Annotated in this window: 16 protein-coding genes; 6 read left to right on the forward strand and 10 right to left on the reverse strand. The window is 39.0% G+C overall.

Going from position 1 to position 14,294, the window contains the following annotated elements; translation table 11 throughout:
* The first annotated feature begins 2 nt into the window (after positions 1-2).
* Together MKY06_RS16230 and MKY06_RS16235 are read left to right on the forward strand one after the other, a co-directional pair.
* The gene (locus tag MKY06_RS16230; protein ID WP_289915932.1) at positions 3-536 is read left to right on the forward strand and encodes a TetR/AcrR family transcriptional regulator; all 534 of its coding nucleotides are present in this window, start codon (positions 3-5) and stop codon (positions 534-536) included.
* Entirely contained in the window at positions 533-859 is a 327-nt protein-coding gene (locus MKY06_RS16235; RefSeq protein ID WP_013057875.1) for a DMT family transporter, read from the forward strand. The genes MKY06_RS16230 and MKY06_RS16235 overlap by 4 nt, the downstream gene beginning before the upstream one ends.
* A 97-nt stretch (positions 860-956) precedes the next feature.
* On the opposite strand, the gene MKY06_RS16240 is transcribed toward MKY06_RS16235, so the two are convergent.
* Positions 957-2,534 carry a peptide chain release factor 3 gene (locus MKY06_RS16240; RefSeq protein ID WP_013057876.1) on the reverse strand — a complete coding sequence of 526 codons (1,578 nt, stop codon included), beginning with the start codon at positions 2,532-2,534 and terminating at the stop codon, positions 957-959.
* A gap of 242 nt (positions 2,535-2,776) precedes the next feature.
* Positions 2,777-2,974, reverse strand: a complete 198-nt coding sequence (gene cspD, locus MKY06_RS16245; protein WP_013057877.1) for a cold-shock protein CspD — start codon at positions 2,972-2,974, stop codon at positions 2,777-2,779.
* Positions 2,975-3,301: 327 nt separating this feature from the next.
* On the opposite strand from cspD, the gene MKY06_RS16250 reads away from it, so the two are divergent.
* The gene (locus tag MKY06_RS16250) at positions 3,302-4,024 is read left to right on the forward strand and encodes a DUF421 domain-containing protein (protein WP_223268885.1); all 723 of its coding nucleotides are present in this window, start codon (positions 3,302-3,304) and stop codon (positions 4,022-4,024) included.
* 302 nt (positions 4,025-4,326) lie between these two features.
* On the opposite strand, the gene MKY06_RS16255 is transcribed toward MKY06_RS16250, so the two are convergent.
* Complete coding sequence (locus MKY06_RS16255; protein ID WP_013057880.1) at positions 4,327-5,814, reverse strand: hypothetical protein; 1,488 nt, start codon at positions 5,812-5,814, stop codon at positions 4,327-4,329.
* A gap of 92 nt (positions 5,815-5,906) precedes the next feature.
* Entirely contained in the window at positions 5,907-6,083 is a 177-nt protein-coding gene (locus MKY06_RS16260; RefSeq protein WP_162871486.1) for a hypothetical protein, read from the reverse strand.
* Between the two features lie 266 nt (positions 6,084-6,349).
* On the opposite strand from MKY06_RS16260, the gene MKY06_RS16265 reads away from it, so the two are divergent.
* From MKY06_RS16265 to MKY06_RS16275, 3 genes are all read left to right on the forward strand, one after another.
* Positions 6,350-6,964, forward strand: a complete 615-nt coding sequence (locus MKY06_RS16265) for an NAD(P)-dependent oxidoreductase (RefSeq protein ID WP_013057881.1) — start codon at positions 6,350-6,352, stop codon at positions 6,962-6,964.
* Positions 6,965-6,986: 22 nt separating this feature from the next.
* Positions 6,987-7,235 (forward strand): hypothetical protein, encoded by a 249-nt coding sequence (locus tag MKY06_RS16270; RefSeq protein WP_029322842.1) that lies wholly within the window; start codon positions 6,987-6,989, stop codon positions 7,233-7,235.
* Positions 7,236-7,511: 276 nt separating this feature from the next.
* A complete protein-coding gene (locus tag MKY06_RS16275; protein ID WP_013057883.1) occupies positions 7,512-8,591 on the forward strand; it encodes a PrsW family intramembrane metalloprotease in 1,080 nt (359 codons plus the stop codon).
* Positions 8,592-9,059: 468 nt separating this feature from the next.
* Here the strand turns inward: MKY06_RS16275 and MKY06_RS16280 are convergent, their stop codons facing one another.
* The 6 genes from MKY06_RS16280 to MKY06_RS16305 all read right to left on the reverse strand — a co-directional run bounded on the left by MKY06_RS16280 (position 9,060) and on the right by MKY06_RS16305 (position 14,268).
* Entirely contained in the window at positions 9,060-9,200 is a 141-nt protein-coding gene (locus tag MKY06_RS16280) for a hypothetical protein (RefSeq protein ID WP_170960213.1), read from the reverse strand.
* Between the two features lie 255 nt (positions 9,201-9,455).
* Positions 9,456-10,310, reverse strand: a complete 855-nt coding sequence (locus MKY06_RS16285) for a manganese catalase family protein (RefSeq protein ID WP_013057886.1) — start codon at positions 10,308-10,310, stop codon at positions 9,456-9,458.
* A gap of 335 nt (positions 10,311-10,645) precedes the next feature.
* Complete coding sequence (locus MKY06_RS16290; protein ID WP_280167178.1) at positions 10,646-11,602, reverse strand: siderophore ABC transporter substrate-binding protein; 957 nt, start codon at positions 11,600-11,602, stop codon at positions 10,646-10,648.
* A gap of 23 nt (positions 11,603-11,625) precedes the next feature.
* A complete protein-coding gene (locus tag MKY06_RS16295; protein WP_013057889.1) occupies positions 11,626-12,384 on the reverse strand; it encodes an iron ABC transporter ATP-binding protein in 759 nt (252 codons plus the stop codon).
* Complete coding sequence (locus tag MKY06_RS16300; protein WP_098277654.1) at positions 12,378-13,325, reverse strand: iron chelate uptake ABC transporter family permease subunit; 948 nt, start codon at positions 13,323-13,325, stop codon at positions 12,378-12,380. Before MKY06_RS16300 ends, MKY06_RS16295 begins: the two co-directional genes overlap by 7 nt.
* A complete protein-coding gene (locus MKY06_RS16305; protein WP_013057891.1) occupies positions 13,318-14,268 on the reverse strand; it encodes an ABC transporter permease in 951 nt (316 codons plus the stop codon). Before MKY06_RS16305 ends, MKY06_RS16300 begins: the two co-directional genes overlap by 8 nt.
* Between the last annotated feature and the right edge of the window lie 26 nt (positions 14,269-14,294).

Raw genomic sequence — 14,294 nt, forward strand, 5'->3', positions numbered from 1 at the left:
ATGTGTCTACATTTGATGATATATTGCTTGCAGCTACGCAGGTTGTACAGCGCGACGGTGTTGGAAAGTTAACGCTTGAAAAAGTAGCAAAAGAAGCCGGCGTCAGTAAAGGCGGTTTGTTGTATCACTTCTCTTCAAAAGATGAATTGATTAAGCAAATGCTGTATTCAGTCACAAAGAAATATGATGACGGACTAAACGTACAAGTTGAACATGACGATTCTCCTGGCAAATGGAGCCGGGCTTATCTCTCTGAGACGCTTCATGATTTGCAGCGTGAACAAGTGATGAGCGCGGGATTACTTGCAGGTATTGCAACCAATCCTGAACTCCTGCAGCACTTTCAAAAGCAATACGAAAAGTGGCAGCAGCACATTAAACAAGACGCCATTGATCCAGTCCTTGCTACCATTGTGCGTTTAGCAGCTGACGGATTATGGTTCAGTCAAATGTTTGGGCTCGCACCCGTGGATCCAGACATGCAAAAACAGATTCAACAACAACTTCGGAAATTAACAGAGGAGGGTTTTCGATGAAAGCCTATTTATTTTTAGCCATTGCAATTAGTTCAGAGTTATTTGGTACATCTATGTTAAAAGCATCAAACGGATTTACAAAATTTTGGCCTAGCCTTGGTGTTTTATTAGGGTTTGGTCTTGCTTTCTATGCGCTTTCCACATCGCTTCAGCACATTCCACTCAGCGTTGCGTATGCCATTTGGTCTGGCGTAGGAACTGCTGTGACAGCTGTGATTGGCGTAGTCATTTGGAAAGAAAGCGGTAGTCTCACGATGGTATTTGGCATCGTATTAATCATTGCAGGAGTCATTCTTTTAAATTTAAAATCAGTGGCTCACTAAAAAAAGAGCCAGTAAATACTGACTCTTAAGCAAAGGAGGAAAATCGACTGTCTACTTATGAAAGTAGTATGTATCGTTTTCCTTTTTTTATACTCTTTTATAGATTAAACGGATCTAGGAATTTAACAGATGGATATTTGTCCTGGAACAAACGCCATACAAAATCGTTTTCAAACATAAGAACGGAATGCTTATCACGATCTTCTACTAGCATCACGCGAGAATCTAGCATGCGATCTTCAATTGTTGATTTGTCTACCCATTTTGCAATGTTATGAGACATGCGGGTAAATTCAAGATCGACATTGTACTCACCTTTCATACGGTGTTCAAACACTTGGAACTGAAGTTCACCGACTGCTCCTAAAATATAATCTCCAAAGAACGGCGTACGGTAAAGCTGTACGGCTCCTTCTTGTACAAGCTGATTAATCCCTTTTTCAAAGTGCTTGGATTTCATTGCATTTTTCGCACGAACTTTTACAAACAGTTCAGGCGGAAACTTTGGAAGAGCATCAAATTCGAATACTTTTCCCTCTCCTACAATGGTATCGCCAATTTGATACGTGCCTGAATCATACAAGCCAATGATATCCCCTGGATACGCTGTGTCTACTGTTTCACGGCTTGATGCCAAGAACTGATGAGACTGCGCAAGCTTCATTTTACGGTTCGTTCTTGCTAACGTCACGTTCATTCCACGCTCGAATTTCCCTGAACATACGCGTACGAACGCAATGCGGTCGCGGTGAGCTGGGTTCATATTCGCTTGAATTTTGAAGATGAAACCTGAGAAGTTTTCATCCGTAGGCTGAACGGTGCCATTCGTTGATTCACGAGGCTGCGGCGGTGATGTTAATTGTAAAAATGAATTAAAGAAAGACTGTACACCAAAGTTTGCAATCGCACTTCCGAAGAAAACAGGTGTTAATAGGCCTTGCTTTACTTTTTCAATTGAAAAATCATTACCTGCTTCGTCTAATAGAGATAAATCATCCACTAAGCCTGGTAAATACATTTCATCGACGTGTTTTTTAATTTCATCGTCGATATTTTCACCGTCAAAGTCTGCAAAATAGGACTCTTTGTTTCCTTGGTATACTTCAATTTGTTTTGAAAAACGGTCATACGTTCCTTGGAATCGTTTCCCCATGCCAATTGGCCACGTTACAGGGTATGATTCAATACCGAGTACATCTTCAATTTCTTCAAGCAGCTCAAGCGGCTCTTTTCCTTCACGGTCTAATTTATTGATAAACGTTAGGATGGGAATACCGCGCATACGGCAAACTTTAAAAAGTTTAAGCGTTTGTGCTTCAATCCCTTTTGTTCCGTCAATAACCATGACCGCACTGTCTACAGCCGTTAAGGTACGATACGTATCCTCACTGAAGTCTTCATGTCCTGGTGTATCCAAGATGTTAATAAAGTGATCTTTATACTCAAACTGCATAACACTTGATGTAACCGAAATTCCACGTTGTTTTTCGATTTCCATCCAGTCAGATGTAGCAAACTTGCCTGATTTTTTTCCTTTAACCGTTCCGGCTGAACGAATCATTCCGCCCAGTAACAGCATTTTTTCTGTTAACGTTGTTTTCCCGGCATCCGGGTGAGAAATAATGGCGAATGTACGACGTGAATCGACCATCGTTTCTTGAAGTTGGTTGCTCATACGTTTTAAAATCCTTTCTGCTCTACAATTCCTATTTTCATCATTTCATTATACGCTTTTTTTATACTGCGTGACTAGTTTTTTTCATATTTGAATACTTCTACAAAATCAAAGAAATCGTCAACAAGGTGTAAAAAGCGAACAAGAAAAGACCCCTTTTATAAAAGGGGCCTTCTCCCAGTTTAGTTTAACGAACGACCAGAGAAACGTTCTGCTGATCGGCTTAAACTTTATAAAAAAAATTACTTTTGAACGTTAGCAGCTTGTGGTCCACGGTTGCCTTCAACGATCTCAAATGTAACTTCTTGACCTTCTTCTAAAGTTTTGAAACCTTCGCCTTGGATAGCAGAGAAATGAACGAATACATCGTCTTGTCCTTCTACTTCGATGAAACCGAAACCTTTTTCAGCGTTGAACCATTTTACTTTACCTTGTAACATATCTCTTTTCCTCCTTGTGTGACAATCCACACATTGTGTATTACTCTATTCCTGCTCTTACAATAAGTCAAGACGAACACTTCGAACTATCCTTACCGAACAAAAATAAGCACCTTTATTGTAACAAATCCTCCAAAAAAATTCAAAGGAATTTGCACATTCTTTTTGTTTGCTTTGATCCCTTACCTACAGCCTTTCCGCCCCTTTTTAAGCAGCCGAATGTGAACGCATTATCCGCCCTTCTTCTTGATGTTTTTTCTTGTATAACGATCCTTTAAATGGATAACGCTATAGAGATAGATACTCTTTCTATTTATGAGAAAGCAGGTGACATCACAACCTATGGAAGACATTCTCATGTCTCTTCTTAGAACCTTTGTTTCTTTTATTATCTTAAGCATTACAACTTTCCTGATTGGAAAACAAATTAACACGCATAATAATCATTTTACATTTGCGATGTCCATCATTATTGGGTCGTTCATTGCAAATATGGGATTTGATTTAAAATTAAAATTTCTGCCGATGTTCGCTTCTTTTGCTTTTCTTGTGGCCATTCATTTTCTTTTAGCTTCAACAGCTTTAAAAAGCAGACGCTTGCGAAAATGGATTTCAGGTCGCCCGACGGTTATTATGGAAAAAGGAAAGCTTCTTGAAGCAAATATGAAAAAAGTCAAATATTCTATTGACGACTTGAATCAGCATTTACGAGAACTAGGAACATTCAACATTGCTGAAGTAGAATTTGCTGTTTTAGAAGTAAGCGGAAAACTGTCGGTATTAAAGAAAACTGCTTATCAAAACATTGCCAAACAGGACGTTTTGTCTAAGCCGTTTAAAGAAATGAATTTACCGGTAGAACTCATCATGGACGGAGAAATTATTCATAAAAATTTAACATCTCAATATACCGAACAGTGGATCAACCTTGAGCTTTCAAATCGTCAGCTTCAGTTGAACCATGTGCTGTATGCAGTTGTGTCAACAAACGGCATGCTCTATGTAGATGAGTATAAAGATCAGCTGTCCGCTCCTACAGACAGAGAATAAGATTGAGACATAACTAAATTAAGCCAATCTAAAGACAGACAAATGAGGTGAATGAGTTCGTATGGATCGATCTTGACATGGCTGTTGATTTCCTTGCAGGGCTTTGCTTTCCGCGTGCGGCCGGTGAGCCTCCTCGTTGCTTCCGCTTTTCCGGCAGGAATCTTCGCCTTGCTCTCCTATCAACAGCTAGAAGCAATTACATACATAAAACCTATGTTCATGACCACCATAAAAAAATCCGAACGAGTTTGATTCTTGACGGAGAACCAAACTCGTTCGGATAAAATATGTTTGTCCCAGTTTCACTGTGCCATTTCTTCAACGGTTCCTTCTTTTAAGCCATAGTAGTTCCGTTCAAATCGCTTTATTTCTTGATCATAGCGGCGTACTTTTGCATCGGCTAGCTGGCGGCTTTGTTTTGTTTCTTCAAGCAGCTCGACCTGCTGATTAATTTGAAAAATAGTCGTCGTCAGCTCGTCTTGATAATCATAAATTTCATTTTGAATATCCACGCATACGGGCAAGCGATTTGCTAAAATAAAGTCCGTCATTTGCATAAGCACTTTTTTGCGCTCTACCTCTTTCACTTTGCTTTTGACGGCCCGTTCTGCAGAACGGAACGTCAGCCTTACTTTAGAGAAGAAGTCACCTTTAATCGAAAGCTTGCGCTGCAGTTCTTCTACATCTTGTTTTAATGATTCATGCTCTTCAATCATTTTTTGAAGCACAAGCCCTCCATTTAACGATGTGAGCTCCATTTCATCAAGCTGATGGCGGATGGCTGTTTTGAGCGTTTCAATTTGCTTCACCGTCTTTTTCTCCGTAGCGCGGAGCTGCTTAACATACTGCTCTGTTTTATAAATAAAGCTGTCTAACCGTTCACGGTCAAACAGTGACTGCTCTTTCTTTTTCATGTAATCTTGATACCCTGTGTGTACAGATGACCACTTGATCAGCAGAGACTGATAATTCAACAGCTCATCCTGATGCTCAAGCTTGTACGTCCACATCAGCTGAACAACTACTAATAACAGCGGTAAAAAAGTTCCAGCTTCTTTGCGTTTTGCAATAATTTCATGACTTTCAAAGCTCGCCATTAAAAACAGCGGCGCATTCATACTAAATAGCAGTGCTGGCGGGTAATTAACGGGAATAAAGATACTCATTACGGTTGCCATAAGGCCTGAAACAGCAGGGTATGCGTGCGGAGGAAGCTGTTTGTATAGCTCGATTGTCCCTTTTTTCTGCAGCAGTTTCACAAGCGCTTCCTGCTGATATTCTCCTAATGCATCAATCATTCTTTCCTGATACATGGGGGGCAGCTGTTCAATCCAATTCATCAGCTGCTGCTGAAACACAGCTTGCTGACGATTTGTAGCAATCATGTATTGCGAATCAATTAGATGAAAGAACAGTCGGATTTGATGGCGCATTACGTCTTCTAGCGTATGACAGCGTGCAATTGAAAACAGCTCATTGTATTTAGATACAAGCAAATTTCCAATGTTATCGCTTAACTCGTACAGCTCGCCATTTGTTGTAGCATGAGAAACGGGAAGTTCAAAAAACTTCGCCATTTCAAGCAAAATATGCAGATGCATGTCTACTTCAGGCTGTTTTTCAAGCAATTTCATTTCTTCTACCAATGACGCTTGAAAATCCGTATGCTCCGTTTGCTGATACTGTGCTGACATTTCCGTATAAATGCGGTGGTCACATAACACATAAGCAGCTCTTAGGATATCGCCTTTAGACGTAAGCAACCCATACAATAACTGTTGTCCGTTCATCTTCACACCGTCCTTCATTAAATTTTCTTACTATAGCTTTCTATCATTTTATACTTTTTCTATAAATTCGATGCAATAGTTCAAATTTCCTGTTATCTTTCTTCTTGCTTCCTTAATACAAAAAGTGCCGTCCAACATGACATCAGTGCAGGCGGAATGGTCCAAGTCATATATCGCCACTCACCCGTCACAAGCGCCATAATGAAAAAGATGAGCGGAAAACCTATTAGTACTATGATGATACGTGCTCGGCTTACCGATTTTTTCATAGTGCATCGCCCCTTCTGTTCGTCCCTTATTCCTATAATACCCTTTCGCTTCTATAGCATTAAACACCTTTATAAACCGTTCGTACATTTCTTTGTTTTCTAGACAGTCTATGACATAAGTTTTAAAAAAGAACAGAGGATACCTCTTACTTTGATGAATCTCGTAAGCAGCTTTTATGTTTTGACAAGCTAAATCGAGAAAAATGTGTTATGGTAAAAGAAAATTTCGTTTTTACTACCTACATTGAAACGAAAGGGTTGATCGTATGAACATTTTTTTGATTGGCGCAAGCGGCAGGACCGGACAGGAATTAATAAAGCAAGCGATTAAAAACGGACATTATGTAAAAGCATTTGTGAGAAATCCATCTAAGCTTAAGATAACGCATGCGAACGTACACATCATACAAGGCGACGTGCTTGATTATTATGAAGTGTGTCAGGCCATGCGAGGGTGTGATGCAGTAATTTCTTGTCTTGGGACCGAAAATCTAGGGCATTCTACCCTTTTAGTAGAAACGACAAATCTGCTGATTCAATGTATGAACGAAAACGGAATTCAGCGTATCGCCTACACGGCTTCTGCCGGAATCGACGGAGAAATTCCAGGCATGACGGGCTGGCTTGCTCAGCGTATTTTAAAAAATGTGCTTCGCGATCATTACGAAGCCGTGAAGCTCTTGAAGGTAAGCGGGCTCGACTGGACTGTTGCTCGGCCAATGGGGTTAACGAGCGGTCCATTAACTACGTATTATCGTATAGGAGAAGCTAGCGTACCAGAAAACGGACGCAACATCAGCCGTTCTGACGTCGCTCATTTTCTCCTTCAAGCCGTAGAAAACAACAGGCACATAAAAAAATCACTAAGTCTTTCGTATTAAATGTTCTAAAGGAGTGTTGATAGTGAACCTATCAAAAATTTTTCTAAAAATAAGTCTTGTACTTTTAATGGCATGCGTCTTTATTGAAGGTAATTTTCAGGTGGCGCTTGGCATCTTTGCTGCTGTTTGCATGCTTGTCATAATTTTTGCCAAGCCTCTTTCAAAATCGCTGCTTCCTGCTAATAAAAAAACAGGAAAAAAAGACCGCGAAATATTAATGATGGTCATTGGTGTCATCGTTTTTATTTCAGGAAGCTTTTTTATTGCGTAGAAGCATTGTAAAGAAAACAGGCTTAAATCCACATTTTCAATCATATAAAAGGTTGTGCTGTAAGTCGAATGTTCGGCTTATGACGCAGCCTTTTTTTGGTTTCATGAGGTCTCTTTTAGCAATAGCTTCTGTCTTTTATATACATACCATTCCATTATTTAAGCAAATTACCTATCAACCCCTCTTATGCTTTTTTCATCAGTTCACATAATATATGTAGAAGATGTCATAAGACAAGCGTCAAACGATTTGTATCTAGAAAAAGGAGGAAGATAAATGAAATGCCCCCATTGCGCTTATTCTAATCCGGAAGGGGTAAAATTCTGCTTAAATTGCGGCCATGAAATCGTGGACCGTGATGAAAACTACAGCATATTCTACTTGTTTGCCCATCGTGTTGATAAAATACCAAGAAATGAACGTTCGGTTGAACCTAAATTTCGAAATATATTCTCTCGAGTCTTCCGACAGCACAGTGAAATGGAAGCTGAACGGCTTTTTATTGTAGGAACAGGACTTACGACTCCTAAAATAGAAGAAGTTGTAAATACATGGCCAAAGCCTTGGCTTTTTGCAAGGGTCTTTCTTATTGCGCTTATCGCATACTTAGGGCTATATCTAGGCGTAAGCTTGTTCGAAAACATCAACTTCATACCCGGTCTTATTGTAGTCGGTGCTTTTGCAGTGCCATTTACTACGCTCATTTTCTTTTGGGAAATGAACGCTCCGCAGAATATTGCTATTTACAAAATTGTTTATGTCGTTTTTATTGGCGGAATCCTCTCACTTTTATTAGCACTTGTGTTTTATGATATTCTTGGAAATAACACCAACGTGATCGTGATTGGAATATGCGAGGAACTAGCTAAAGTTATCGCGGTTATTTATTTTGTGCGCAATCTTAAATATAGATATATCCTTAACGGACTCCTCTTGGGAGCTGCAATAGGAGCTGGTTTTGCTGCTTTTGAAACCGCTGGCTATGCTTTACGGGCACTTCTTTCCGGCAGCTTTCACATGCTTTATTCTACAATACTTTGGCGCAGTATTTTTGCTCCTGGAGGACATGTAGCTTGGGCTGCCTTGACTGGAGCTGCCGTCTGCATCGTCCAAGGAGATAAGAAATTTCAGTGGAGCATGTTGATAAAACCAAAATTTCTCGGTGTATTTTTGCTTGTCGTTTTTATGCACGCTCTTTGGGACTCACCTATACTAGGTATTTTGCCCGCTGGACATACAATTTTAACGGTTATATTATGGATTTTAGTATTCAGTATGATTCGTATTGGGCTAAAAGAAATCGCAGATAAAAAGTTGGAGTTGACCTACTGCAAAGAAAAACCTACCCCCTCATAGGAAATGTTCAGCTTGCGTTAAGCTGCTCGTTTTAACTTTTTATTACCTTTATGTTTCATTTTGAAAATTGTTGTTACAAATTGTAAAAAAAAGCATTCAAACTACCTGTACATGGTATGATAACTTCAATAACATGAAAGGGTGACTTGGTGGATGAACCTAACTGAAATTAAGCACATGATAGCAAATTTAGTAAATTATAGAGATAGCGACATTACTCATACTCTTGCCAATAGGTTTACACTAAGTTATTCAAAACAATTAAACGGTTTTCAAATCTGCGACATTGAAAACGATATCATTTATCGTTATGAGGAACCAGAAACAACTGCGTTAGCTCTGTTTAACATGGTCCATAATCTTCCTGAGACTATTTATAGACATACTAATTCGTTTGAACAAGTTTAAAGCAGCAAAAAAAGCTCATTTATTAACTAACATGAGCTTTTTTGCCGGTGTTTATCTATTTTAGTTATTTATAACCTTCTTCAAAAGAAGAATATCCTTTTTAATTGCCCGTCTAATTTCTTCAACTTTACAGCATTTGTATTCTTGTACTAAGCGATAGAGCTCTCGTTTAAATAAAAATTCATCTTTTTGGTTACTCATAGCAGCATACCCCTTATTAGCTTTCTATCACAAGCGATTAAAGAAAGTATTCCCTTTTCTTCTTGTAAAAAACAAATAAATTCACAAACAGATGTAAAAAAGCCCTTTATCATGCACTTACAGGAATGGCGAGATGTGCTTTGCGCTAGACAAATGAAAGAATTTCGCTAAAGTAAATAAAAAAACATTGACTACTAGCTCCCAGTCAATGTTTTTTATTTTAGCTTTGTTTAATTAAAGTCGATTCACATACTTTTATGCGTTCATATCTCCTAAACCTGGAGCATGCTCATTTGGCATTTCAGATAAATGAGGGACTGGAAAAGCTTCCGGTGGAGGTGTTACGCTCAAGTCTCCGCCATTTCTGCTTGGCGTCTGCCCTTGGAATATTTCTCCCATTCGGTGCGGATCTAACCTAAAATCAAATTGCGTGTTATGATACCCCATCTCGACAAATTTTCTGCATTCAGGGTATTTGTTAATATCATAATTTGGTACAGGGAATAGTTTTCCCCAGTCCACGCCTAATGTTTCAAGAGCTTTTGCAAACGCATTTTGATGAGCATTATCTCGAACAATTAAGAAACCTAGCGTTTCTCTTAACGTTTGGTTAGAACTCATTTCGTATATTCTTGTTTTTTGTAAAACACCGGTTGATTCTAATACAACGTTATTCAGTAAATCAGCCACTAGATTTCCGTGATTATAAACCCACGAGCCGTTCCATGGATTTCCGCCCGCATCTACTGGCAGTGAGCTTTGAGCGCCCATGATATAGTGATGAGGATTAGCATGTTTTACGGCTTCATCAAGAGGAGCCTGATCTGAACCTTGACTTCCTACCCCGGCTCCGCCAGATTCATCTAACAATGCATTAATAGTATTTTGAACGAGTTCTACGTGAGCAATTTCTTCTAAAAAAACACCTTTCATTAAATCGCGATACTGCGTTTCTTTTCCTCTGAAGTTAGAGCTTTGAAAGAAATATTGCATCATCGTCCGCATTTCACCAAACTGCCCGCCTAAGGCTTCTTGCAGTACCTTCGCGGCCGCAGGATCGGGCTTATCCGGTTTAATGCCATTGATTAATCCTTCTTTGTAATAATACATATCAAACACTCCTTTTATTGACATTGCTTGTTTTTGAACTAACTTATGTAGATTTTTGTCCGCTATAGGATTTTTCACTTACAGTACCTGTTGCTTTTCTTCCTAACGTATTCCGTGGTGCCATCTTTCTAACATGTGCACATAACTACTGTTTCCATATGCGGTCTTTTTATTCTGGGTAGTCAAAAGACAACGTCATTGAAACACGTGGATAACATCCTTTGTTATAAGCAAAAAAACTGCTCGTAGCAGTCTTTTTACATTCCTTATACGGAACAGTGAATACTTTGAATGCACAAAAAAAAGAGCTGGTTAAAACCAGCTCTTTTTCTCTATTACTTCTCTATACCTGCTTTAATTTCCTTAATCATGCCTGTCATTGATTCAAGGCCTCCTCCAGATAAATACCAAAGGCCTGGATCAAGGTACACAACGTGATTGTTTTTCACTGCATTGACTTCTTTTACGTACTCATTTTCAACAATTTGTTTAGCGGATGATTTTTCACCAATTGCGGCACCGCGGTCAACGACGAATAAGTAGTCCGGGTTTTGCTTAACTAAATATTCATATGCAATGCTTTGACCGTGCTTAGCCGATGGATCTAGGCTGTCGTCTGCTGCTTTAATACCGAATACGTCGTGGATTAATCCGTATTTAGAACCCGGACCAAACGCTGTCATTTTGCTATCATTTGCCATCATTACAAGCGCTTTTTTATCTAGTTTGTCCGCTTGTTTTTTCAAATCTGCAATTTGCTTATCGATCGCTGCTAGCTCTTTTTTCACTTGATCTTCTTTATCAAAAATTTGTCCTAGTACTTTTGTATTTTCTTTAAATGACTTCATATAGTGCTGGTTGTCCGTATCGATATAAATCGTCGGCGCAATTTTTGAGAATTCATCAAATGAATCTGCTTGGCGGCCTTGAATAATAATTAAGTCTGGATTTAGCTCTGCAATTTTTTCAAAATCAGGCTCTTTTAAGCCACCTACATTAGCGTACTTATCATCTTGATATTTTGATAAATACTCAGGAATCGCTTGTTTTGGTAAGCCCGCTACTTCAACCCCTAGTTTATCTAGTGTATCAAGTGCACCCATGCTGAATACTACAACTTTTTTAGGGTTTTTCTTAATTTTAATTCCGTCTTTATTGAACTGATCGGTTACTGTTACCGTCTCTTTTTGCTTACTTTCTCCACCTGTTGTTTCTTTTGCTCCTTGATTACCGCAAGCGGCTACAACAATCGCAGTTAAGACTGCTACAAACATTAATAACACTTTTTTCACTTTCGTCACCTCATGAATAAATTTTATGAAAAATACACGCAAATACGCTGTCCGCCAACCGTTTCGATTGGAATATCCATATCGTATATATCCTTTAATACAGACGTTTGAATGATGGTTTCTGTTGGGCCTTCACGGATCACTTCACCGTTTTTAAGCGCCACGATGTAATCCGAATAGACAGACGCAAAATTAATATCGTGAATGACAATCACAATGGTTTTGCCTAAGTCTTCTACGAGACGTTTCAACAGCTTCATAATTTCAACAGAATGCTTCATATCTAAGTTATTGAGCGGTTCATCTAAGAAGATATACTCCGTGTCCTGTGCGATGACCATAGCGATAAAAGCTCGCTGACACTGTCCCCCGCTCAGTTCATCCAAGTATTTATCTTGAATACTTTCAAGCTTCATGTAACTCAGCGCCTGATCAACCGCTTGTTCATCGCTTTTTGTTAACCGGCCTTTTGAATAAGGGAACCGGCCAAAATTTACGAGTTCACGTACGCTAAGCCTGATATTCAGCTGATTGGACTGTTTTAAAATACTCATTTTTTTGGCTAAATCTGAGCTGTCAATATTCTCTATATTTTTTCCTTCTATTGATATTGATCCTGAGTCGGCTTTAATGAGACGGCTCATAATTGAAAGCAGCGTACTTTTCCCCGCTCCGTTTGGGCCGATAAATGACGTGATTTTCCCTTTTGGAATCACGACGGATGTTTTTTCTAAAACGGTTTTTTCTCCGTATGTTTTACTGACATTTGTTACTTCTACCATGATTTATTCTCCTTTAGCAGCAAATAAATAAAGTAAATTCCGCCGGCAAAGTCAATGATGACGCTCAGCGTGGTGCTGAAGGTGAACACTTTTTCAACGATAAACTCTCCTCCGACGAGGGCTATAACACTAAGCAGCAGTGATCCCATCATTAAATAGGTGTGCTTGTACGTTTTGAACAGCTCTCTCGCAAGGTTCACAACAAGCAGTCCAAGAAAGGTGATCGGTCCAACTAACGCTGTAGCCACTGAGACAAAAATGGCAATCACAATCAGCATTTTTTTGACGAGCCCGTCATAATCAATCCCTAAATTTACCGCATGTTCTCTTCCTAGCGACAGTACATCAAAAATGGATGTAAAGCGCCACACGTAAATGCCAAGCAGGATAAATATGACGGCTGCTATGTATAGCAAATCGGTATTAACATTGTTAAAGCTTGCAAATGATTTATCTTGTACAATTTGAAATTCATTGGGATCGATCAGCATTTCCATAAATGAAGACATGCTTTTAAATAACGTTCCGAACACAATTCCAACCAGTAAAATAAAGAAAATATTCTTACCGGCTTTTTTGAACATCAGTATGTAAAGCAAGACCGAAAAGATAATCATCAGCGAAACGCAAAGAAGAAAATTAAGATTTTTGTTCATGATGATAATATTCGTTGAGCCAAAGATGTACACAATAAACGTTTGCAGAAATAAATACAGTGAATCTAGTCCTAGAATACTAGGAGTTAGAATTCGATTATTGGTAATCGTTTGAAAGATAACGGATGAAAACGCAATGGCTCCTCCAGTTAAAACAATCGCAGCGACTTTTTCAATTCTTCGCGGCAGCGTGTACTGCCAGTAGCCTAAATCATAGCTGATAAACAGCGCCACTGATAAAATGACCAGCGCGGCGAGAATGATAATTTTATGTTTGTTATGCATAACGACCTCTCCTTATCAGCATAAAAAGAAAGATCGCACTTCCTATTACACCTACCATTAACCCGATAGAGATTTCATATGGGAAAATAATGACTCTGCCTAAAATATCGCACGCAAGTACGAACACAGCTCCAAGAAGCGCTGTATGAGGCAGGCTTTTGCGCAAATGATCTCCACGGTAAATCGATACGATATTTGGGATGATTAATCCTAAGAAAGGCAGCATGCCAACGGTCAAAATCGTAATCGAAGTAATAAGCGAAACAATGACTAATCCAATGTTTACGATTTGTTTGTATTTCACGCCTAAATTGATTGAAAAGCTTTCTCCCATACCAGCAACCGTGAACTTATCTGCGTAAAGATAAGCAATTATTAAGAGCGGTATACTAAGGTATAAAAGTTCATATCTCCCTTTGACTACTAGCGAAAAGTCGCCTTGCAGCCATGAAGAAAGGTTTTGAATCAAATCGTATTTATAGGCAATGAAGGTAGCTAAGGAACTTACGATACTACCGAGCATTAAACCGACTAGTGGAATATAAATCGTATCGTTAAATTTAATTCTGTCTAGTATTCTCATAAACAATAGATTGCCCGCCAGTGAGAAAATGAAAGCAATGCTCATTTTTAATAGAGGACTTGCTGAAGCAAATACTAGTAGAGAAATCAACACACCAAGCCTTGCCCAGTCCATCGTTCCTGCCGTTGTTGGAGATACAAACTTATTTCGCGTAATTTGCTGCATAATTAATCCGCAAATACTAAGGCTCATTCCCGCCATAATAATACTCAAAAGCCTAGGAAAACGACTAAAAAACAGCGTTTGGCTTTCTTCTTTTGTTAAATGAAACAGATCCATCGCTGACAGATCTTGTACTCCTACAAAAAGAGACAAAATCGATAGTACAGCAAACACAAGAATTAACTGATAAAACTTCAACTTTCCTTACTCCTTTCTTCCCTCTA

The organism is Priestia sp. FSL P4-0332 (assembly GCF_038005845.1).
In the GTDB taxonomy this organism is placed as follows: domain Bacteria; phylum Bacillota; class Bacilli; order Bacillales; family Bacillaceae_H; genus Priestia.